The following is a 22,057-nucleotide window of genomic DNA, read 5'->3' as shown; positions in this document are numbered from 1 at the left end:
CGAAAACCCGTATTGCAACTGCAGTTCACGAAACAACAGTTGTTGCCCGCCGTCGATTGGACTCGGCCCCTCCGGGCATTGAGCCGCCACACCCCCAGATCGAATAGCATGTCCTGCCATGCCCCACTCCCCCGACACCCTTGCCCACATCGCCGCCCTGACGCTGGCGCATTACGAGCATCACGCCGACGAATTCTGGCAAGGCACGCGCGACCATGACGTGAGCCAGAACATTGCCGCGCTCCTGCAATACATCGAGGCCGCACCGCCGTTCGAGCTACTCGACCTGGGCTGCGGACCGGGACGCGACCTGAAAACTTTCAGGGAACTCGGCCATCACGCCACCGGACTGGAAGGCTCGGCGCGGCTGGCGGCGATGGCGCGCGACTACAGCGGCTGCACGGTGCTGCAGCAAAACTTCCTGAGGCTTGATCTGCCCGACGCCCGCTTCGACGGCGTGTTCGCCAATGCCGTGCTGTTCCACGTCCCCAGCCTGGCCCTGCCTGGCGTGTTGAAGAAACTGCATGCCACGCTGAAGCCGGGCGGCGTGCTTTTTAGCTCCAATCCCAGGGGCAACAACCAGGAGGGCTGGAGCGGCGAGCGCTACGGCGCTTTTCATGACTGGCCGGCCTGGCGCGACTTCATGCTGGCGGCAGGATTCGAGGAACTGTCGCATTACTACCGCCCAGCTGGCCTGCCGCTGGAACAGCAGCCCTGGCTGGCCAGCGTGTGGCGCAAGCCGCTGGACTGAGTGCGCGATGACGGCAAACTCCTGATGGGCCTTGATTCCCCCCAGCCAACAAAAAAATCAAGGCCCGTCTATATTGGGCGTCCCGCTCCCTGAACAACCACCGCAGGCGCCACGGCCGTGCGCCTATCCAGAGGATTTTCATGACCATGCCAAACGCCCTTTCCGCCTTCCCTATCAGCCGCAAATGGCCCGCCGCCCACCCCGACCGTATCCAGCTCTATTCACTGCCTACGCCCAACGGCGTCAAGGTGTCCATCATGCTGGAAGAGACCGGTCTGGCTTACGAGCCGCATCTGGTCAGCTTCCAGAGCAATGACCAGCTATCCCCCGAGTTCCTCTCACTCAATCCCAACAACAAGATTCCGGCCATCCTCGACCCTCAGGGGCCGGGCGGCAAGCCGCTGGCACTGTTCGAGTCCGGCGCCATCCTGCTTTACCTGGCTGAGAAAACCGGCCGCTTTTTGCCGCAGGACGCTGCCGCCCGTTACGAAACCATCCAGTGGCTGATGTTCCAGATGGGCGGCATAGGCCCGATGTTTGGCCAGCTCGGTTTTTTCAACAAGTTCGCCGGCAAGGACTACGAAGACAAGCGCCCGCGCGACCGCTACGTGGCCGAATCAAAACGACTGCTCGCGGTGCTGAACCAGCGGCTGGCAGAGCGCCACTGGATCATGGGCGAGGACTACACCATCGCCGACATCGCCATCTTCCCGTGGGTGCGCAACCTGATCGGCTTTTACGAGGCCAGTGAGCTGGTCGGGATCAAGGATTTTCCGCATATCACGCGCGCTCTGCAGGCCTTTGTGGCGCGGCCGGCGGTGACCAGAGGCCTGGAAATACCCAAACGCGACTGATTCGTAGCTCGCATGGCAGCGCGGCTGCCCCGGCCTGGCCAGACTTCATCACCTTGAATGTTTGGCATTTTTCCCCCATGATGGTCCAGCCGCGGCGCAACACACGCCCCAGTACGCTGACCAGGGGCGCCGCAAAAAAACAAGGTCAGCTCATCTATCCAGACCGGAGGAATGATGCAAGCTGCGCCTTACACCTTCAGCGAAATCAAACCGGCCACAGCGCCCCTGCCTGCCGTCCACACACTGGCAGGAGCCGCATGATGGACAGCGCCATACTGAGCCTGCTAGGCGCCTTCCTGCTGTCCATCATTGGCCTCTTCGTCTTCATCTGGTCTTCGGGCAAAGGCCTGCTGGTAGAGAACCCCAAGGCCGCATCCGTCATCTTCGCGCACGGCGAGATCGGGCAGGTTGACGACCCGGCACTGCCCGACGCCGCACAGGATTCTATGCAGCGGGCCGCCATCGAGGGCGGCGACCAGACGCACCCCGCCGACGCGGTGGACCTGCAGGACCGCATCGCTTCCGATCAGTCCAGCGCTTTTCCGGTCTTCATGTTCATTGCCTTTGCCTGCTTCTGGCTGATGCTGGGCTCCATCGCCGGCCTGACGTCCTCGATCAAACTGCACCAGCCCGACTGGCTGACCGAGCAGGCCTGGCTGACCTTTGGCCGCATCCGCAGCGTGCACCTGACCGCCGTGCTCTACGGCTGGATCACGAATGCCGCCCTGGGCATGATGCTGTGGCTGCTGCCGCGCCTGCTGCGCACCCACCTGCACGGCGCCATCTGGGCCATGCTGGGCGGCGCGCTGATCAACATGGGCATCGCCGCGGCCATAGGCGCGATCTCGGCGGGCTGGACCGATGGCATGGAATACCTGGAGATCCCCTGGCAAATCGCCATTCTGATTTTTGTCGGCTTCGCGCTGGTGATTTTGCCGGTGCTGTTCACGCTGGTGAACCGCAAGGTCGAACACCTCTATGTCAGCGTCTGGTACATGGTGGCGGCGCTGCTGTGGATTGCCTTGCTGTTCCTGGTCGCCAAGCTGCCCGGCGTGCACACCGGCGTGCAGCAGGCCACCACCAACTGGTGGTACGGGCACAACGTGCTGGGCCTATGGTTCACGCCGGTCAGCGTCGGGGCGATCTACTACTTCCTGCCCAAAATAATCGGCCGGCCGGTGCGCTCCTACAACCTGTCGATTCTGGGCTTCTGGACGCTGGCGTTTTTCTATGGCCAGGTCGGCGGCCATCACCTGATTGGCGGGCCGGTGCCGGGCTGGCTGACCACGCTGTCCATCGTGCAAAGCATGATGATGGTGATTCCGGTGGTGGCCTTCAGCATCAATATGGGCGGCACGCTCAAGGGCCGCATGCACCTGGCGCGCTACTCGCCCACGCTGCGCTTCATGATGTTTGGCGGCCTGATGTACTTTGCCTCGTCGGTGCAAGGCTCGCTGGAGGCGCTGCGCAGCATCAACCAGGTCACACACTTCACCCACTTCACGGTGGCCCATGCCCACCTGGGCGCCTACGCCTTTGTCACCATGGTGCTGTTCGGCGCGATTTATTTCATGATGCCGCGCGTGCTGAACTGGGAGTGGCCTTACCCGAAACTCATCACCCTGCATTTCTGGCTCTCGGCCATCGGCATTGCCATTTATTTCATCGGCCTGACCTACGGCGGCTGGCTGCAAGGCGTGGCCATGCTGGATGCCGCCAAACCCTTTATGGACTCTGTCACGCTGACCCTGCCTTACCTGAAATGGCGCAGCGTGGGCGGCAGCCTGATGGTGCTGGGCCATATCATCTTCGTCGGCCACTTCCTGGCGATGGCGCTGCGCTTTGGTCCGACGCGCACGGGCGCCGCCCTGTTCTGGCAGAACAACCAAAGGGAGCTGGCTCATGGAAAATGAAATCAAGCTGGTTTCAGGCGCCATGGTGGCGCTGGCGGTGGCCACCGCCGCGCTGGTGGTCATGCCCTACATGGAGGTGCGCGACATCAAGCCACCGCCGGGGCTCAAGCCCTACACCAGCGCCGAGTTGCGCGGGCGGGCGGTCTACATTGCCAACGGCTGCGTCTACTGCCACAGCCAGCAGCCGCGCGACCGCAATTTCGGCCCCGACGCCGAGCGCGGCTGGGGCCGCGCCTCGGTGCCTGGTGATTATTTTTATGACAAGCCGCACCTGCTGGGCAGCATGCGCACCGGCCCGGACCTGTTCAACATCGCCTCGCGCCAGCCCAGCCGTGACTGGCAGCTGGGCCACCTTTACCAGCCGCGCGCCTACGTGCCGGGCTCCATCATGCCGGCCTACCCCTTTCTGTTCACCGTCAAGGACGCCAAGGAAGCCGAGAAGGAAGGCGAGCAAGCGCTGTTGCTCCCGCCCGCCTATGCGCCCAACGTGGGCCAGGTGGTGGTGCCCACCCCCGAAGCGCTGGACCTGGTGAAGTACCTGCTGGCCTTGAACCACACCTATCCGGTATTGCCACCCGCCCCCAAACCATGAACCGACGCGAGGTGAACCCATGCTAGAAGAACCAGAGTCGCAGCGCCGGGCCCAGCAGCGTGAACAGGAAGAACCCTCGGAGCGCGAGCGGCCGATTCCCCTGATAGTGGCAGCCATCACCCTGGCCGTGGTGATTTTCGGCGTGGCCTACATCCTGTTATCCGAGCCCTTTGGCCAGGCCGATCTGGGTGACAGGCGCACCGTGGCCGATCTGCGGGCACCGGCGGCGGGGGCAGCGGGCGCGGGCGCCGACGGCAAGCAGGTTTTCACCGCCAATTGCGTCGCCTGCCACCAGGCCACAGGCAAAGGCCTGCCAGGTGTTTTTCCGCCGCTGGACGGTTCCGAGTGGGTGATGGGTGAGGAGCGCACCCTGGCCAACATCTTGCTGCACGGCGTGAGCGGCGAGCTGAGCGTGATGGGTAACAGCTACAAGGGCGCCATGCCTTCGTTCCAGCAACTCAGCGACGCCGAACTGGCCGCCGTTGCCAGCTACGTCCGCGCCGAATGGTCTAACAAGGCCGGCGCCCTCAAGGCCGAGCTGTTCGCCACCGAACGCAAGGCCGGCACCCGCAGCACCCCATTCAACGGCGAGGCCGAGCTCAAGGCGCTGACAGCCAAGACGCCCTGAACGCCACGGCCGGATATGGATATGCGAGGCAGTCACATGACCATGAGAGTGCCGGAGGCCTGATGCTGCGCACCGCCTTGCTAAGCCTCGGCCTGGCCGGCGCAGCCTATGGCTGTGCGGCCTGGCTGACGCACGACTTTCAGGTCTGGACCGCGGAAGGCGCACGCCGCCTGGAAGTGGTCCTGGTGCCGGTCGCCGCTCCCGCCGTCAAGATTGACGGGCCAGGCATCCCGGCACAGCCGCTGTCGCAATGGCTGGCCGATGGGCAGTCGGTCACGCTGCTTGACTTCGTCTATACCCGCTGCCAGACGGTGTGCCTGACGCTGGGTAGCGTCTACCAGCAGATGCAAGCCACGCTACAAGAGGCCAGCAAAACCGATGCCGCGGCAAGGCGGGTGAAGCTGCTCTCCATCAGCTTTGACGCAGCGCATGACCAGCCGAAAATACTGCAGGCCTACGCGGCGCGCCTGGGTGCCGACCCGCATTTCTGGCGCCTGGCCCGCGTGCCCGACGCGCAGGAAAACCAGCGCCTACTGATGGATTTCCAGGTCCTGGTGCTGCCCGATGGTCGCGGCAATTTCGAGCACAACGCGGCCCTGCTGGTGATAGACCAGAAAGGCCGGCTGGTGCGCATCTTCGACTACGCCGAGCAGCAACTCGCGCTCGACTATGCACGCTACCTGGCCAGCGGCGTTGCGCCATGAACAAACACTCGCAGCTCAGGCGCAAGTTATTCAAGCGGCATCACTTGCACCGCTGGCAACCACTCGCCGCCCTGGCCTTGCTGTGTCTGCTGGCCCTGCCCGGTGCGCGGCATTTTCTGGAGGCCAGCATGACCCGGCACATGCTGGTGCAATTCCCGTTGCTGGCCGGGCTCGGCTTTTGCCTGGCTGGCGCGTTGCCGTCTGCTTGGCTGGAGCGCCTCAAGCGCTGGAACGGCTACGGCATCAGCGGCTTGTTCGCCACCGCGCTGGTGCTGGCCATCTTGATGATTCCCCGTGTGCTGGACCTTGCCTTGACTGATGGCCGTGTCGAGCTTGCCAAATGGCTGGCCCTGCTTTTTTGCGGCGCGGCCTTGCGCCTGTCGTGGCAGCCTGCGGGCTGGCTGGTGCAGGGTTTCTTTCTGGGAAACGTCTTGCCCATGAGCGCCGTGGTCGGCTATCTGCTTGAGAGTTCACCGGTGCGCGTCTGCAACGCCTATCTGCTGGACGACCAGGAGCGGCTGGGGCAAAGGCTGATCTGGATCACGGCGGCCATCGCGCTGGCCTGGTTTGCGGCCCTGATCCGCACCCTGATGCGCAGCGATGCGGCGGCAGAACAAGCCGGCACTACAGAATCAGCAGCGCCCTGAAATCATTGACGTTGGTGTGCGTAGGCCCGGTCACCACCAGGTCGCCCAGCGGATCAAAATAACCATAGGCATCGTTGCGGTCAAGGTACTGATCCAGCTTCATGCCCCTGGCCAAGGCGCGTTGCAAGGTGTCGGGCGCCACGTAGGCACCGGCGTTGTCTTCAACGCCATCGATGCCGTCGGTATCGGCCGCCAGCGCATAGACGCCGGCCTGAGCTTGCAGCGCCAGCGCCAGCCCCATGCAGAATTCACCAGCGCGCCCGCCACGCCCTCTGGCTGTGCCCGGCGCCTGTTTCCTGATGGTCACCGTGGTTTCGCCGCCGCTCAGAATCACGCAGGGTTTCTGGAAGGGCTGGCCCTTCAAGGCCACGGCACGGGCCAGCGCTCCATGCACCTTGCCGACTTCGCGTGACTCGCCCTCGATTTCATCGCTCAGGATGTAGGCCGCCAGCCCCGCGGCCCTGGCCGCTGCGGCAGCGGCCTCCAGACTTTGCTGCGGCGTGGCAATCATGTGCACCTCATGGCCCTCGAACACCGGGTCGCCGGGCTTGGGCGTTTCCAGCGCGCCCTGCTCCAGCAGGCTCATGATGGCGCCCGGCACGGCTATGCCGTAGCGCTGCAATATGGCCACCGCTTCGGCGCAACTCGTCGCGTCGGGCACGGTCGGGCCGCTGGCAATGATGGACGGGTCGTCGCCCGGCACGTCGCTGATGGTCAGCGTGACCACGCGCGCTGGTGCGCAGGCCACCGCCAGCCGGCCGCCCTTGATGCGCGAGAGATGTTTGCGCACGCAGTTCATTTCGGCAATGTTGGCGCCGCTGTTGAGCAGGGCCTTGTTGATGCCCTGCTTTTCCTCCAGGCTCAGGCCCTCGGCGGGCAGGGTCAGCAAGGCCGAGCCGCCGCCCGAGATCAGGCATAGCACCAGGTCATTGGCGGTCAGGCCCTGCACCAGGGCCAGAATGCGCTGGGCGGCGGCGAGGCCGGCCGCATCGGGCACAGGATGCGCGGCCTCGACGACTTCGATGCGCTGCTTCAGGCCTGCCGGGCGTGGCGGAATATGGTGGTAGCGCGTCACCACCAGGCCCTCCAGCGGCGCATCGGCCGGCCACAGCGCCTCCACCGCCTGGGCCATGGAGCCACCGGCCTTGCCCGCGCCAATCACAATGGTTCGGCCGCCGCTCTCGGGCGTAGGCGGATTCGGCAAATAGCGGGCGGTGTTTTCCAGCGGCAGGGCACGCGTGACGGCGGCCTGATACAGATACTCAAGAAATTCTCTAGGCTGGGCGCTGGCGTCGGGAATCGTGGTGGTCTGGCGTGTTGTCATCAAAAGTCTCCTCCCCGGATTGTGCTGTGAAACTTCTCAGTAACCCGGTGGGATGGAAGGATTAATGCCTGGCGCCACAGCGCGGCTACCTAGAATGCCCCATCACAAACTTGCAGGAAAACCGCATGAACTCCTACCTGGCCCTGGGCATCGCCATCATTGCCGAAGTCATTGCCACCACGGCCTTGAAATCCAGCGACAGTTTCAGCCGCCTGGTGCCGTCCATCATCACGGTGGTGGGCTATGGCGTTGCCCTGTATTTCCTGACGGTGACCATGAAGTCCATTCCCACCGGCGTCGCCTACGCGATCTGGTCAGGGCTGGGCATCGTGCTGATCAGCATCGCCGGTTTTTTCTTTCACGGACAAAAGATAGACCTGGCCGGCATGCTGGGCATGGCGCTCATCATTGCCGGCGTGGTGGTGTTGAACCTGTTTTCAAAATCCACCATGGCTTAAAGCCGGCGGTTTCTGCCGTTGACCGCATTTTCATAGCCATTCAGGCCTGCAGCCCAGGCAGGACGGGCGCCAGAAGCTATTGATTCAGTAGCAATCACCAAACCCCGCTGCTAGCGCCAAGCTTGCCTCACTCGATGCTGACCTTCGCGTCCTTGACGAGTTTGGCAAAGCGCTCCGTGTCATCCTTGATTTGCCGCGCCATCTGCTCGGGCGTGTTGCCTACAGGCTCGGCACCGATGTCGGCCATCTTCTTGCGGAAGTCAGGCGCGTTGATGATCTTCACCAGTTCGGTGTTCAGGCGCACCACCAGTTCCTTGGGCGTGGCGGCCGGCGCCAGAATGCCAAACCAGGTGCCCAGGTTAAAGCCCTTGAGCCCAGCCTCGTCCAGCGTCGGTACCTCGGGCAGCGTCGGCGAGCGCTTGCTGGTGGTCACCGCCAGCGCGCGCAGCTTGCCGGCCTTGATGTGGGGCAGCACCGGCGTGATGGTGTCAAAAGACATGGTGATCTGCCCGCCCAGCAGGTCGGTGGTCAGCGGGCCGCTGCCTTTGTAGGGCACATGCAGCATCTGCACGCCGCCCATGCCCTCGAATTGAGCGCCTATCAGGTGCTGGCCGGTGCCGTTGCCGTTGGAGCCATAGGTCAGCTTGCCGGGCTCGACCTTGGCCAGCGCCAACAGTTCGCTGACGTTTTTGGCCGGCACATTCGGGTTGATGACCAGCACATTGGGCACCAGCGCCACGGTGGTGACGGGCGCAAAGTCCTTCTGAAAGTCGTAGGGCAGCTTGCGATACACACTGGTGGCGATGGTGTGGTGCACCGCGCCCATCAACAGCGTGTAGCCGTCGGGTTTGGCCTTGGCCACGAAGTCCGCGCCCAGCGTGGCGCCGGCGCCCGGCCGGCTTTCCACCACCACCGGCTGACCCAGGGCCTTGGACAGCTCCTGCCCCACAGCACGTGCCAGCACATCGGTGGTGCCGCCCGCAGGAAAAGGCACGATCAGGCTGATGGGCTTTACCGGCCAGCTCTGCGCCAAGGCCGCGCTGCCGGCCAGGCTCAAGGCCGTGGCGCCGGCTAGCAGCGCTACCTGGGCCAGTTGTGAAAAATGCCGACTTTGTTTTTTTGCTTGCATGTCTTGTCTCCTTGGCGTTGTTATGGAATCAGGCAGCCGCGGCCATGGGCTGCACCGCGGTAGCGATGCGCTCGCAGACGGCCTGGGTCACTTGCGCCGTGGTGGCGCTGCCGCCCAGGTCGCGCGTGTGCAGCGAAGCGTCCGCCGTCACCGCTTCTATGGCCTGCATCAACTGCCGTGCAGCCGCGTTTTCACCCAGGTGCTCCAGCATCATCACGGCCGACCAGAAGGTACCCACCGGGTTGGCCAGGCCCATGCCCATGATGTCGAAGGCCGAGCCGTGGATGGGCTCGAACATCGATGGGTAGCGGCGTTCGGGATCGATGTTGCCGGTGGGCGCGATGCCCAGGCTGCCGGCCAGAGCCGCGGCCAGATCGCTCAGGATGTCGGCATGCAGGTTGGTGGCAACTATGGTGTCCAGCGTGGCGGGACGATTCACCATGCGGGCGGTGCAGGCGTCCACCAACTCCTTGTCCCAGCGCACGTCAGGAAACTCTTGGCTAATCTGCAGCGCGATCTCGTCCCACATCACCATGGCGTGGCGCTGCGCATTGGATTTGGTGACCACGGTCAGCAGCTTGCGGGGGCGCGACTGAGCCAGCTTGAAGGCGTAGCGCATGATGCGCTCGACGCCGGCGCGCGTCATCATGGAGACATCGGTGGCGGCTTCTATCGGATGGCCCTGATGCACGCGGCCGCCCACGCCGGCGTATTCACCTTCCGAGTTCTCGCGGACTATGACCCAGTCCAGCTGCTCCGGCGTGCAGCGCTTGAGCGGGCCATCTATGCCGGGCAGGATGCGGGTCGGCCTGACGTTCGCGTACTGGTCGAAGCCCTGACAGATCTTCAGGCGCAGTCCCCACAGCGTGATGTGGTCGGGAATATGCGGGTCGCCGGCCGAGCCGAACAAGATGGCGTCCTTGTCGCGCAGCTCGTCCAGCCCCTTCTCGGGCATCATCTGGCCGTGCTCGCGAAACCAGTCGCCGCCCCAGCCGAAGGAGGTGAATTCGAACTTGAAGCTGCTTTGCGTGGCGGCCAGGGCCTGCAACACTTGCTGGCCGGCAGGAATGACTTCCTTGCCTATGCCGTCGCCGGGGATGCAGGCTATCTTGTAGGTTTTCATGCGTCGTTCCTTGAAATCGGTGAAATGGGTGAATTGAGTAAAACTGGGGACGACTCTACGCCTTGTTAGATTCAATTAAAGCCGCTAGAGTTATCCCATTGTTTACTTTGATTCAACAATGTCCACACCCGTCTCCGCCTCTGCCGAAATGGCCTTTTTCAGCCTGCTGGCGCGCTGCGGCAGCTTTTCGGTCGCGGCGCGCGAGCTCGACGTCAGCACGCCTGCCGTCAGCAAGCGGCTGGCCCAGATGGAAGCCAGGCTCGGCGTGCAACTGCTCAGCCGAACCACCCGGCGTGTCGGCCTGACGCCCGAAGGCGAGACCTATCTCACGCATGCGCGCCGCATCCTGGCCGACATCGACGACATGGAGCAACTGGTGTCCAGCGCCGTGGCGGCGCCCAAGGGGCTGCTGCGCGTCAACGCCACGCTGGGCTTCGGGCGCAGCCACATCGCGCCGCTGATCGCGGGCTTCGTCAAGCTTCATCCCGAGGTCCAGGTCCAGCTGCAGCTGTCGGTGAACCCGCCACCGCTGAGCGAAGATGCCTTCGATGTCTGCGTGCGCTTCGGCGAGCCGCCCGATGCACGCGTTCTGGCCAGGCAGCTCGCGCCCAACCGGCGCCTGCTCTGCGCGGCGCCGTCCTACCTGGCCAGACGCGGCACACCCAAGGTGCCGAACGACCTCACCCACCACGACTGCATAGGCATACGCCAGGGGGACGAGGCCTACGGCAGCTGGCGCCTGTCGTCTGGCAAGCGCACGGAAACCGTCAAGGTGCGCGGCAACCTGAGCACCAACGACGGGGAGATCGCCGTCAACTGGGCACTGGCCGGCCACGGCATTGTGATGCGCGCCGAATGGGATATTGCGCGCTATCTGCGCAGCGGCCGACTCAAGCAGGTGCTGGAAAACTACCGCACACCCTCGGCCGATATTCATGCGGTCTACCCGCAACGCCACCAGGTGTCGGCGCGGGTGCGGGCCTTCGTGGACTTTCTGGCCGCCCACTTCGAAAAGAAATCCATACGCGCGGCAGGCCTGATGGCGGACTGGTAGCCCTGCCGGCGTTCCACCTAGCCGGTCACGGCACCTTGGCGCCGGCCAGAAACCACTGCGCTATCAGTTGGCGCTCGGCCTCGGTAATGCCGGTGGCATTGTTCATGGGCATGAGCTTGCTGACCACGGCCTGCTGATAGACGGCCTGGGCATGCTGCTTGAGCTGCTCGGGGGAGTCCAGGCGCACATTTTTCATCTGCACCTGTGCGCCGTGACACTGGTAGCAGCGCTGGGCCAGCACCGTTTGCACCTTTTCATAGCCAATTTGGCCTGCAGCCGAAGCAGGACGGGCGCCAGAAGCTATCGAATCAGTAGCAGCCGGCTTCATCCAGACGATAGCACCGAGGATCACGGCAACTCCCACCAGCGCATAGGCCAGCGGGTGCCGGTTGCGCCCCAGCTTGTAGCCATGGCGCAGCACAAAAAACTGCCGTATCGCCGCGCCGGCAAACATCATCAGAATCAGCACCAGCCAGTTCTGCGGATGGCTCCAGGTAAAGCTGTAGTGGTTGCCGAGCATGGCAAACAGCACCGGCAAGGTGAAGTAGGTGTTGTGCACGCTGCGCTGCTTGCCGCGCAGGCCGTGCACCGGGTCCACCGCTTGGCCGGCCTTGATGGCGGCGACCATTTTTCGCTGGCCCGGGATGATCCAGAACAACACATTGGCGCTCATGCTGGTCGCCAGCATGGCGCCCACCAGCAAAAAGGCCGCACGCCCGGCAAACCAGTGGCAGGCCAGCCAGGAGGCCGCGCAGACCAGCACCCCCACCAGCGCGCCGACGATGGCATCGCCATGCTTGCCCCGGCCAAACCACTGGCAAATGCCGTCGTAAAGCATCCAGAACACCACAAAGAAGGACAGCGCCACCGCGACGGCCGCACCGGGCGACCAGTTCATCAGCGACTTGTCGACCAGGTAGGTGCTGGCATTCCAGAGGTAGGACAGCGTGAACAGCGCAAAGCCCGACAGCCAGGTGCTGTAGCTCTCCCAGTAAAACCAGTGCAGATGCGCCGGCATGAAGGGCGGCTTGACGGCGAACTTGACCGGGTGGTAAAAACCGCCGCCGTGCACGGCCCAGAGCTCGCCGCTGACGCCCTGCTTTTTCAGATCCTCATCGACCGGCGGCGTCAGGCTGCTGTCGAGAAAGACGAAGTAAAACGAGGAGCCGACCCAGGCGATGGCGGTGATGACGTGGACCCAGCGCAGCAGCAGGTTGGCCCAGTCGAGAAGATAGCTTTCCATGATTTCTCAACCTTTGCAAACCTGCTCACCACTGCGGGCGCTGTAAGCAGAAACGAGGCCACGAACAAAAGAAACGGCATCTTGCTGCCAATTTCCCGGCTCCGCTGCGACCTGATGTCGCGAGTTTATCGAGTTTGCGCCAAGCGCCAAACCCGAAATCAGGCCGCGTTGAGTGTTTGCAACAGCTGGGCCGCCACCGCCACGGCAATCACCTCGGGCTCCTTGCCGCTGATGCCGGGCACGCCTATCGGGCAAGTGACATGCGCCAGTTCGGCGGCGGTAAAGCCGCGTGCCTCCAGGCGGTGGCGAAAGGTCGCCCATTTGGTTTTGCTGCCAATCAGGCCGATATAGGGCAAGTCGGCTTTTTCGCGCTGACGTTGCAAACAAGCCATCAGCACGTCCAGGTCTTCGGCGTGGCTAAAGCTCATGATGAGCACACGCGACTGTGGCGCCAGGCCATGGACCGCCGCCTGCACCGGCTCGGAATACTCACACACCACTTGCGCCGCAAGCGTGTCGGGAAACACATCGTCACGGCTGTCTATCCAGGTCAGCGCAAAGGGCAAGGGCGCCAGCACCTGCGCCAAGGCATGACCCACATGGCCGCCACCGAACAGCGCCACGGGCGCCAGGCCATAGTCCAGGCGCTGGGCCAGCGCCGGCACATCGCTGGCGCTGACCCACTCGAACGAGAGATAGACCACGCCGCCGCAGCACTGGCCCAGCGCCGGGCCCAGCGCAAACCGCACGGGAAGCTCCGCACCGGTGCCATCACCGCCGCCCGCTTGCAGCTTCGCCCTGGCCTGGGCAATGGCCTGGTGCTCCAGGTGGCCACCGCCTATGGTGCCCACCAGCGCCTGGGCAAAAACCGCCATCCAGGTGCCGGCCTCGCGCGGGACCGAGCCCTGGGTCGACGCCACCTGCACCAGCACAGCGGGCTCGCTGGCCAGCAGCCTCAGAAAGGATTCCGTGTGGTGCTTCATGTGGCAAGAAACCATTGGTGACGAGTTGACGGAAGAAAGTGATTCAATTGTCGGCAAAATAGGCCGAATAAGGCTTTCCTCAAAAAAAGATATTGACACTCACGATGCCCGACCACACGCCCCGCCGTTTCTGGCTTTTAGCCCTGCTTTCCAGCGCTGTCGCAGCCATTGTCAGCGCCTGCAAAACTGCCCCCGATGCAAGCCCTGCCAGACCCACTGAAACGCCCTTGAGCGGGTCGGCTCCAGCGGCAAAAGACGCGAGCAGAAATTCGACCGCAACTTCGCCCCGCGCCTACCGAACCGACGGCGCGACCCATCTCTACGGCCTGAATGCCGGTCGCATTTATAAAGGCAGAATGCCGCCCCAGCTCTACGCCATTGGCGTGCTCAACGTGGAAATTGACCGTAACGGCCGCGTTGCCCGCCTGGACTGGATGCGGGCGCCGCGCCACGCGCCCGAGGTGGTGGCGGAAATTGAGCGCACCGTGCGGCAGGCGTCCCCGTTTCCTGCGCCTACGCGCCTGGGCAAGGTGGTTTACACCGATACCTGGCTGTGGCACAAGAGCGGCCAGTTTCAGCTCGACACGCTGACCGAAGGCCAGGACTAGGGGCTCGAGCCGAGGCGCCCCTCGATTAATCAATCTTGAGGTTTTGCGTCTTCACGACATTGCGCCAGGCACGATAGTCTGCCTCAATGAAGTGGCCCAGCAAGGCGGGTGAACCGGGAGCGGCCTCCACCGCATCGGCCTTGAAGCGGGCCACCACGTCGGGCATGCTCACCACCTTGTTGATGGCCTCATTCAGGGCGCTGACGATGGCTGCAGGCGTGCCGGCCGGCGCCATCAGGGCGAAATAATTCACCACGTCTATGCCTGCCAGACCGGCCTCGGCCATGCTGGGCACATCGGGCAAGGCACGGGAACGCTTGGCGCTGGTCACCGCCAGCGGCTTGATGCTGCCGTTTTTGATGAAGGGTAGCAAGGCCGGAATGGTGCCGGTGATCAGCTGGATTTGCCCACCTATCATGTCCATGGTGGCGGGCGCCACGCCGCGGTAAGGAATGTGTGTGATGAAGGTGCCGGTACGCGCCTTCAGCAACTCCAGCACCAGGTGGTTGACGCCGCCAGCCCCGGCCGAGCCGTAGTTGAGGACGCCGGGCTGCTTGCGGGCCAGGCTCACCAGTTCCTTCATATTGTTGGCCGGCAGCTTGGTGCTGGCGGCCCAAACCAGCGGACCGCTGGCAATCATGCCGACCGGCGTGAACTGGCGCAGTGGGTCGTAATTGGCACTCGGAAGCGAGGCCGCCACCGTGGTGAATGGCGAAGCCACCAGCAGCAAGGTATAGCCGTCCGCCGGCGCTTGCGCCACGTACTGCGTGCCTATCGCCCCGGAGGCGCCGGCCTTGTTGTCCACCACAAAGCTGGCGTTCATGACTTCACCCAGCTTTTGCGCCACCAGGCGCGCCATGGCGTCGGTGCCGGCACCAGGCGCAAAAGGCACGACAATTTTTACGGCACGCTCAGGATAGACAGCGGCAGAGGGCTGTGCCCAAACACCAGGCGACATCAGGCTGGCGGCGCCAGCGGCAGACAGCAACAAGGCTTGGCGGCGACTCGGGGTGCCGGTAGATTTGACGTGCATGGTGAGATCGAGAGTTGGCGATACACAATTGTCGCCGCCGTCCATGACGGCAGCATGACAGCGCTGGCCAAAGCACTGGTACGGTTATAAAATTTGCCGCCAAAAATTGTATACAGTATTGGTTTTTATGTATGATGACCCGATGGAATCATCCGCTACCCACGCCATCGTTCAAGCCCTGACCAAAGCCATCGTCGAACACAAGCTGCACCCTGGCACCAAACTGGCGGAGCAAAAACTGGCCGACCATTTCGGCGTGTCGCGTACGCTGGTGCGACAGGCCTTGTTTCAGCTCTCGCAAAACGGCCTGATCCGCCTGGAGCCTGCGCGCGGCGCGAGCGTGGCCGCCCCGTCGGTGACCGAGGCCAGGGAGGTGTTTTCCGTGCGCCGCATGCTGGAAGCCGAGATGACACGTGCTTTTGTGCGCGAAGTCACGCCCGCCAGGATCAAGTCGCTCAAGGCCCATGTGGCCCTGGAAAAATCCGCCCTCCATCAGGGCGACGTACCGGGGCGCACCGAGTTGCTGGGCGATTTTCATGTGCACATGGCCGAGTTGATGGGCAACAAGGTGCTGGCGCAATTGCTGGGCGAGCTGATCTCGCGCTGCGCGCTGATCACCCTGATGTACCAGAGCGCCAGCGCCGCCGCCCACTCCAGCGACGAGCACCTGGCCATCGTCAAGGCCCTGGCGGCCAAAGACGAGGCGCTCGCCGTGCAATTGATGAGCGATCATTTGCTGCACGTTGAGCAAAGCCTGACTTTTGACCGCCCGCTTCCCAGCAACGACATTGCGATGGCCTTGTCTTAAAGCCCCTGCCACAGCCCCACCTGAGGGAACGCCCAACTTCACACTGCATGCAGTTGCAGTACCCTTGCCTTCATTACGAATTCATTGCCACATTTACTTTTTGAGGAGACCCCATGAGCAATCCACTTTCCCCCGCCGAAAAGGCCTTGCGCGACGCCGCTCGCGATTACCACCGCCTGCCCACGCGCGGCAAGATTTCCGTCAATGCCACCAAGGCCTTGTCCAATCAGCGCGACCTGTCGCTGGCCTACTCACCCGGCGTGGCCTATCCCTGCCTGGACATTCAGGCCGACCCGTCGCTGGCGGCTGACTTCACCTCGCGAGCCAATCTGGTCGGCGTGATCACCAACGGCACCGCCGTCCTGGGCCTGGGCAACATCGGCCCACTGGCCAGCAAGCCAGTGATGGAAGGCAAGGGCTGCCTGTTCAAGAAATTTGCCGGCATCGACGTGTTCGACATCGAACTGGCCGAGAACGACCCGGACAAGCTGGTGGACATCATTGCAGCCATGGAGCCGACGCTGGGCGGCGTCAATCTGGAAGACATCAAGGCGCCCGAATGCTTTTACATCGAGAAAAAGCTGCGCGAGCGCATGAACATTCCGGTCTTCCACGACGACCAGCACGGCACCGCCATCATCTCGTCGGCTGCGCTGCTCAATGGCCTGGAACTGGTCGGCAAGTCCATCGCCGAGGTTCGCGTGGCGGTCTCTGGCGCCGGTGCCGCCGCCCTCGCCTGCCTGGACGTGATGGTTGGCCTGGGCGTGCGGCGTGAAAACATCTTTGTGTGCGACTCCAAGGGCGTGATCTACGAAGGCCGGCCCGGCGGCTACGACGAGTCCAAGGCCAGATTCGCGCAAAAAACCGACTGGCGCACCTTGGCCGACGCCGTCAACGGCGCGGATGTTTTCCTTGGCTGCTCGACCGCCGGCGTGCTGACGCAAGATATGGTCATCACCATGGCCAAGAGCCCCATCATCCTGGCGCTGGCCAATCCCGAGCCCGAGATCCGGCCCGAGCTGGCCAAGGCCGTTCGGCCAGACTGCATCATCGCCACCGGCCGCTCCGACTACCCCAACCAGGTCAACAACGTCCTGTGTTTCCCCTACATTTTCCGCGGTGCGCTGGATTGCGGCGCAAGCAAGATCACCGAGGAAATGAAGCTGGCCTGCGTGCGCGAAATCGCCGACCTGGCCAAGGCCGACATCAGCGAAGAAGTGGCCAAGGCCTATGCCGGACAGGAACTGTCCTTTGGCCCCGACTACCTGATTCCCACGCCCTTCGATTCACGCCTGATTCTGCGCATTGCACCCGCCGTGGCCAAGGCCGCCGAAGCCTCGGGCGTGGCAACCCGCCCGATCCAGGACATGGAAGCCTATCGCCAGAGCCTGTCCCGCTTTGTCTACTCCACCGGCATGCTGATGCGCCCGGTCTTCGGCGCTGCACGCGCCGCCAGCGCCAAGCGCGTGGCCTACGCCGAAGGTGAGGACGAGCGCGTGCTGCGGGCCGCACAGATGGTGATTGATGACGGCATCGCCACGCCGATACTGATAGGCCGGCCCGCCGTGATCGCCGCCCGCATTACCAAGGCCGGCCTGCGCATGCAACTGGGCAAGGATGTGGAATGCGTCAACCCCGAGGACGATCCGCGTTTTCGCCAGTACTGGGAAACCTACCACCACCTGCTGGGCCGCGACGGCGTCAGCCCCGAAGCAGCCAAGGCCGCCGTGCGCCGTTCCACCACCACGATTGCCGCGCTGATGGTCAAGCTCGGCGATGCCGACGCCATGCTGTGCGGTCTGCATGGCCGCTTTGACGTGCACCTGGCCCATGTCGACGACGTCATTGGGCGCAAGAAGGACACACCAGTTTTTGCCACGCTCAATGCGCTGATGCTGGAAAAGCACACCCTCTTCATCGCCGACACCTTTGTCAACGACGAGCCAAGCGCCGAGCAGCTGGCCAGCATCGCGCTGATGGCTGCCGAGGAAGTGCGTCGCTTCGGCCTGCCGCCCAAGGTGGCCTTTTTGTCGCACTCCAACTACGGCTCGTCCAAGCGGCCATCGGCACGCAAGATGCGACAGGCCAGGGAGCTGTTTTCAAAAATGGCGCCCGATGTTGAATGCGATGGCGAGATGCACGGCGACGCCGCGCTGTCCGAGGACATTCGCCGGCTCTCGCTGATGGACACCACGCTCACAGGCGCGGCCAACATCCTAATCTGCCCGAATCTGGACGCCGCGAACATTCTGTTCAACGTGCTCAAGATCACCGGTGGCGAAGGCATCACGGTCGGCCCCATCCTGCTGGGCGCGGCCGCCACGGTTCACATCCTGACCCCTTCCGCCACTGTGCGCCGGGTCATGAACATGACCGCGCTGGCGGTTGCCAACGCCAGCGCTGCGCGCTGAGATAGCGTCACGCCTTCAAGGCCGCAGCTTGGCGCTTGCATTGAGCGCTTGCTGCGCCCCTGAAGCATGGGCATCACTGGTGAAATAACGACGGCCAACTAAGGCTACCTAGCCCTTGCCGTCCCTCCTCGCCTGTCAAGGTGCCGCAAGTCAGCGGACCGAGGGGGACTTGCGCGCCGGATTGGCCGCGTCGTTCCAGTGCCGTTCCCAGAGAGCGTCGCCGCGCTCGAGCGCCGCGCCCATTTCTTTCTTGCAGCGCTGGGCGACGGCCGTGATCAGTGCATTGCAGACCGACAGCGCGGCCGTGTACGAGTCGAAAGGCGATGCGCTGGAGGTGCGAACCAGTAGCAGGTGATTGGCCGATGCTGCTGCGGGCGCCGTCGGTCCGTCGGTGATCACTATGACCTTCGCACCCTTTTCACGGAAATACTTTGCCGCGCGCGCGATGGCCAGCGAGTGACGCCTGAAGGTGGGTGTGAGCAGGACATCGTGTTCGTCGATCCAGAGCAACTGGTCTTCGAGCGGCAGCGCGCTTGACGACGTCATGAGCCGCACATCGGGCAGGCACATGTTCAGGTGAAGCGCCAAGTGGCTGGCCATCGAGGCGCCGGTCCGATGCCCTAGCACATGCACGCGCACCTTGCGCAGCGTGAGAAGCCGCACTGCGGCTTCGAAGGCAGCCACATCGAGCGACGCGAAGGTCGCGGTGAGGTTGTGCTGATCATGCAGCAGCGCGTTGGCCAGGCATGAGCGGATAGAGGTGTCGTCGTTGATCACGGCGTCCGCACGCGTGGCGGGTGAGGCCAGCAGAGCGGTCACCTCCAGGCGGGCTTCCATCTGCGCCTGGGCATAACTTTCGTAGCCCAGCTTGGCGAGCAGCCGCACCACGGTGGACGCGCTGGTACCCACCTTTTGGGCAAGACTTGTGGCCGAGGCGAGCAGGCCCCGCGGATAGTGTGCCTGCAGCTCATCGATCAGGCGCTGCTCACTCTTGGTGAGTTTCTTACCGTAACTTGAGATGCGTTGGTTCAGAGTCATGGTCACAGGGCGTTTTTCAGTTGGCGTCTGGTCTAACTCATTTTTGCCAGGAAAATTTCACGGAAAATGGTTTATTGCAATAATCTCTGCATTATGCCGATCCGGCTTCGCTAGCTCTCTTCATGCACAAGGACATTTTCATGAGCCCCATCACCTCCGTTTCAACTCCCAGTCGACGCGCCATCCTGGGTGCCGGATTGACGGCGCTGTTGCCCCTGGCCGCGCACGCCCAGGCTTATCCTTCCCGTCCGGTCACGCTGGTGGTGCCCTTCCCGGCCGGTGGCTCGGTCGACCTGATCGCGCGGCTCTATGCCGAACCGCTGGCCAAGGCGCTGGGCACGGCGGTGGTCATAGACAACCGCAGCGGGGCCGGTGGCTCCATCGCCAGCGCGCAGGTCGCGCGCGCCAAGCCCGACGGCTACACGCTTGTCGTGTCGTCACAGAGTTCGCATCTCGCCAACCCGCTGACGCAAGACAACCCAGGCTACGACCCGATCAAAGATTTCCTCTCGATCAGCCAGCTCTCCCGTTCCATCAATGTGTTGCTGGTGAACCCAGCCGTGCCCGCGAAAACCTTCAAGGAATTCGTCGCGCTGGTGAAGGCGCGTCCCGGCGTGCTCAATTTCTGCAGCGCGGGACCGGGCAGTATGGGACAGCTCAACGTGGAGTTGATGAAGACGCAGCTTCAACTCAATGCCATCCATGTGCCCTACCGCGGAGGTGGTCCGCTGGTGACCGCCCTGATCGCAAACGAGGTGCAGTTCGGCCTGGACAATCTCGCGCCTTTCCTGCCACATGTCCAGTCCGGCAAGCTGCGCGCGCTGGCGGTGGCCGCGCCGGCCCGTGTCGCGGCGCTGCCCGATGTGCCGACCTTCGCGGAACTGGGTTATCCGGCACTCAACACCACCTCGTGGATCGGCCTGGCCGCGCCCGCGAAAACACCACCCGAGGTGATTGCCACGCTGCACAAAGCCGTGCGTTCGGTGGCGGACCAGCCGTCCATGGTCGAGGCCTTGCTGTCGCGCGGCTCGCTCGCGCCCGAGGCGCAGTCACCCGCGCAGTTCACTGCGATGATGTCGGAGCGCCTGGCGGTCTACGGCGAGATGGTCAAGCGCGCCGGCATACGCGGCGAATAAGCAAGTGAGTGAGCGCATGACACAAGCAACTTTCGCCCCCGACACCGCGCCGCTCGAGGTGCTTCCCCGCGACATCTCGGCCTACCGGCAGGGCAACACCGGCATCGACTATGTGCATCGCTTCGAGTCGGGCCGCCCCGGGCCGCATGTGCTGATCAACGCACTGACACATGGCAATGAGATTTGCGGCATGGTGGCAGCCACACACCTGCTGGATATGGGTGTGCGACCGAAGATAGGCACGCTCACCGTGAGCTTCGCGCATGTGGAGGCCTACAACGCCTTCGACATCAACCGGCCTTACGACAACCGCCAGCTCGTGCACAACCTCAACCGCATCTGGTCCAAGGAGATGCTCGAAGGCACGGAGCAAAGCCCCGAGCTGCGCCGTGCGCGCGAGCTGCGGCCCGTGCTGGACGCGGCCGACTACCTGCTGGATATTCATTCCACGCGCGCCCCCGTGCAGCCCTTCTGGGTCTATCCCGAGTTCGAGCGCAATGGCCGCTTGGCACTGGCGGTCGGCAACCCCCTGGTGCATCTCGTCATGCCGGTGGGCTGCGCGCCCGGCACCGGCCTGAACGGCTATGGCCGCCACGGCGAGGCGGGTGACCAGGGTGGCGCGGTGGTGGTGGAGTGCGGCCAGCATTTCAGCCAGTCGGCCGCCGACCTGGCCACCGACGTGTCGCTACGTTTTCTGGCGCACCTGGGGCTGATGGACCCGGCGCCAGACGCTGCAGCACCCGAGGCCGCGCGCCGCTTCCGGTTGTTGGAGGTCCACATGGTGAAGTCCGAGGGCTTCGCCTTCACGCGGCCCGTGATCGGCTTCGAGACCTTTAGCAAGGGCGAACTGATCGCGGTCGATATGGAGCGCGAAATCCGCTCGCCTTGCGATAACTGCACGATCTTCATGCCTACCCGTGAACCGGTTGTCGGACGCGAAGGCGTGTACCTGACCGTGCCGATCTAAGCTGCTGGGGCGCAGCTGTTGATCGCACCAGCTGCTTCAAAAACAATAGCTGCTAGCGCTTATCCCATAAGCGCTAGCAGCCTATTTCATCAATATTTCTCAGACTTGACGCTGCCGCGCAAGTCCAGCACCCTGCACCAGAGGGTTTTGAAAAACTGCGCCTACAGAAAGCGCTCCAGCAACTTGCGCGACGCCCGGTCCAGCGCGCCAATGTCGGGCACGCTGTATTGCACGCCTTCGCTGCCCGCAATCAGGAGCGCGCGGCCTGCGAGGCGGCGTATGTCTTCCTCGCCCTTGAGCACAAACGAGGTGTCACCCCGGTCTGTGGCCACCGTCCAGATGCTGGGCGTGCCAAAGCTGGAAACGCTTTTGAGCTGCCTGATCTCGGGAACGAAGTCACGCAGTGCCAGCTCATCTTCCAGCAAGGTGCGCATGTCGCCCGGCAAGGCCTGCAACTGCGCAATCCAGGCCAGCTCATGGCCTTCGGTGCTGACCAGTGAAATGCCTTCATCGGGCGCGGCGATGGGAAAGGCGCGCACCGGCATGACGCCGTCATGCGTCTGGCCGTTGGCATCCACCAGTTGCAGGCGGCCCGAGGCCGTGCGCTTGAGCTGGAAGTCAGGGGTGTCAGTGAGATTTGTCATGCGCCGTTC

General features: G+C 63.6%; 22 protein-coding genes. 14 read left to right on the top strand and 8 right to left on the bottom strand.

The annotated features are described in order from the left end of the window. The first annotated feature begins 118 nt into the window (after positions 1-118). From BM160_RS01610 to BM160_RS01580, 7 genes are all read left to right on the top strand, one after another. Positions 119-751, top strand: a complete 633-nt coding sequence (locus BM160_RS01610) for a class I SAM-dependent methyltransferase (RefSeq protein WP_091999283.1) — start codon at positions 119-121, stop codon at positions 749-751. A gap of 146 nt (positions 752-897) precedes the next feature. Then, on the top strand, positions 898-1,605 hold the full coding sequence (locus BM160_RS01605; protein ID WP_091999467.1) for a glutathione S-transferase N-terminal domain-containing protein: 708 nt from the start codon (positions 898-900) through the stop codon (positions 1,603-1,605). A gap of 260 nt (positions 1,606-1,865) precedes the next feature. After that, entirely contained in the window at positions 1,866-3,518 is a 1,653-nt protein-coding gene (locus tag BM160_RS01600) for a cbb3-type cytochrome c oxidase subunit I (RefSeq protein WP_091999464.1), read from the top strand. Further along, on the top strand, positions 3,508-4,110 hold the full coding sequence (locus tag BM160_RS01595) for a cbb3-type cytochrome c oxidase subunit II (RefSeq protein WP_091999280.1): 603 nt from the start codon (positions 3,508-3,510) through the stop codon (positions 4,108-4,110). Before BM160_RS01600 ends, BM160_RS01595 begins: the two co-directional genes overlap by 11 nt. Before the next feature lie 19 nt (positions 4,111-4,129). Then, complete coding sequence (locus BM160_RS01590; protein WP_091999277.1) at positions 4,130-4,738, top strand: c-type cytochrome; 609 nt, start codon at positions 4,130-4,132, stop codon at positions 4,736-4,738. 62 nt (positions 4,739-4,800) lie between these two features. Beyond that, positions 4,801-5,442 (top strand): SCO family protein, encoded by a 642-nt coding sequence (locus tag BM160_RS01585; protein WP_091999273.1) that lies wholly within the window; start codon positions 4,801-4,803, stop codon positions 5,440-5,442. Next, positions 5,439-6,089, top strand: coding sequence for a hypothetical protein (locus BM160_RS01580; protein ID WP_255368539.1), 651 nt, complete (start codon positions 5,439-5,441; stop codon positions 6,087-6,089). Before BM160_RS01585 ends, BM160_RS01580 begins: the two co-directional genes overlap by 4 nt. On the opposite strand, the gene BM160_RS01575 is transcribed toward BM160_RS01580, so the two are convergent. Next, a complete protein-coding gene (locus BM160_RS01575; protein ID WP_091999269.1) occupies positions 6,067-7,413 on the bottom strand; it encodes a glycerate kinase type-2 family protein in 1,347 nt (448 codons plus the stop codon). The genes BM160_RS01580 and BM160_RS01575 overlap by 23 nt on opposite strands. Positions 7,414-7,538: 125 nt before the next feature. Here BM160_RS01575 and BM160_RS01570 point away from each other — a divergent pair, with 125 nt between their 5' ends. Next, complete coding sequence (locus BM160_RS01570) at positions 7,539-7,871, top strand: DMT family transporter (RefSeq protein ID WP_091999266.1); 333 nt, start codon at positions 7,539-7,541, stop codon at positions 7,869-7,871. Positions 7,872-7,998: 127 nt separating this feature from the next. Here BM160_RS01570 and BM160_RS01565 read toward each other — a convergent pair whose 3' ends face one another. Beyond that, positions 7,999-9,000, bottom strand: coding sequence for a Bug family tripartite tricarboxylate transporter substrate binding protein (locus tag BM160_RS01565; RefSeq protein ID WP_091999263.1), 1,002 nt, complete (start codon positions 8,998-9,000; stop codon positions 7,999-8,001). A 28-nt stretch (positions 9,001-9,028) separates the two neighbouring features. Next, complete coding sequence (locus BM160_RS01560; protein WP_091999261.1) at positions 9,029-10,123, bottom strand: tartrate dehydrogenase; 1,095 nt, start codon at positions 10,121-10,123, stop codon at positions 9,029-9,031. Positions 10,124-10,241: 118 nt separating this feature from the next. Between BM160_RS01560 and BM160_RS01555 the strand changes: the two genes are divergently transcribed. Then, on the top strand, positions 10,242-11,177 hold the full coding sequence (locus BM160_RS01555) for a LysR family transcriptional regulator (protein ID WP_091999258.1): 936 nt from the start codon (positions 10,242-10,244) through the stop codon (positions 11,175-11,177). A gap of 25 nt (positions 11,178-11,202) precedes the next feature. Here BM160_RS01555 and BM160_RS01550 read toward each other — a convergent pair whose 3' ends face one another. Together BM160_RS01550 and xdhC are read right to left on the bottom strand one after the other, a co-directional pair. Next, entirely contained in the window at positions 11,203-12,420 is a 1,218-nt protein-coding gene (locus BM160_RS01550) for a urate hydroxylase PuuD (RefSeq protein ID WP_091999255.1), read from the bottom strand. Between the two features lie 158 nt (positions 12,421-12,578). Further along, positions 12,579-13,403, bottom strand: a complete 825-nt coding sequence (gene xdhC, locus BM160_RS01545) for a xanthine dehydrogenase accessory protein XdhC (RefSeq protein ID WP_091999455.1) — start codon at positions 13,401-13,403, stop codon at positions 12,579-12,581. Positions 13,404-13,507: 104 nt separating this feature from the next. On the opposite strand from xdhC, the gene BM160_RS01540 reads away from it, so the two are divergent. Further along, positions 13,508-14,011, top strand: coding sequence for a hypothetical protein (locus BM160_RS01540; protein WP_091999251.1), 504 nt, complete (start codon positions 13,508-13,510; stop codon positions 14,009-14,011). Between the two features lie 25 nt (positions 14,012-14,036). Here BM160_RS01540 and BM160_RS01535 read toward each other — a convergent pair whose 3' ends face one another. Continuing rightward, a complete protein-coding gene (locus BM160_RS01535; protein ID WP_091999248.1) occupies positions 14,037-15,044 on the bottom strand; it encodes a tripartite tricarboxylate transporter substrate binding protein in 1,008 nt (335 codons plus the stop codon). Between the two features lie 142 nt (positions 15,045-15,186). Between BM160_RS01535 and BM160_RS01530 the strand changes: the two genes are divergently transcribed. Then, entirely contained in the window at positions 15,187-15,852 is a 666-nt protein-coding gene (locus BM160_RS01530; protein ID WP_091999452.1) for a GntR family transcriptional regulator, read from the top strand. Between the two features lie 113 nt (positions 15,853-15,965). After that, positions 15,966-18,263, top strand: coding sequence for an NADP-dependent malic enzyme (locus BM160_RS01525; RefSeq protein ID WP_091999245.1), 2,298 nt, complete (start codon positions 15,966-15,968; stop codon positions 18,261-18,263). Between the two features lie 150 nt (positions 18,264-18,413). On the opposite strand, the gene BM160_RS01520 is transcribed toward BM160_RS01525, so the two are convergent. Next, positions 18,414-19,301: a MurR/RpiR family transcriptional regulator gene (locus BM160_RS01520; protein WP_091999242.1), complete on the bottom strand. Its 888-nt coding sequence runs from the start codon at positions 19,299-19,301 to the stop codon at positions 18,414-18,416. A 140-nt stretch (positions 19,302-19,441) separates the two neighbouring features. Between BM160_RS01520 and BM160_RS01515 the strand changes: the two genes are divergently transcribed. Both BM160_RS01515 and BM160_RS01510 read left to right on the top strand, forming a co-directional pair. After that, on the top strand, positions 19,442-20,437 hold the full coding sequence (locus BM160_RS01515; protein ID WP_091999449.1) for a Bug family tripartite tricarboxylate transporter substrate binding protein: 996 nt from the start codon (positions 19,442-19,444) through the stop codon (positions 20,435-20,437). Positions 20,438-20,453: 16 nt separating this feature from the next. Then, positions 20,454-21,404 (top strand): M14 family metallopeptidase, encoded by a 951-nt coding sequence (locus BM160_RS01510; protein ID WP_091999239.1) that lies wholly within the window; start codon positions 20,454-20,456, stop codon positions 21,402-21,404. A gap of 161 nt (positions 21,405-21,565) precedes the next feature. Here BM160_RS01510 and BM160_RS01505 read toward each other — a convergent pair whose 3' ends face one another. Continuing rightward, positions 21,566-22,048, bottom strand: coding sequence for a cyanophycin metabolism-associated DUF1854 family protein (locus tag BM160_RS01505; protein ID WP_091999236.1), 483 nt, complete (start codon positions 22,046-22,048; stop codon positions 21,566-21,568). Between the last annotated feature and the right edge of the window lie 9 nt (positions 22,049-22,057).

It is taken from the genome of Polaromonas sp. OV174 (genome assembly GCF_900112285.1).
Lineage (GTDB): Bacteria > Pseudomonadota > Gammaproteobacteria > Burkholderiales > Burkholderiaceae_C > Polaromonas.
The sequence above is the reverse complement of the archived record's forward strand: the minus strand, read 5'-3'. Positions and strand labels throughout refer to the sequence as shown.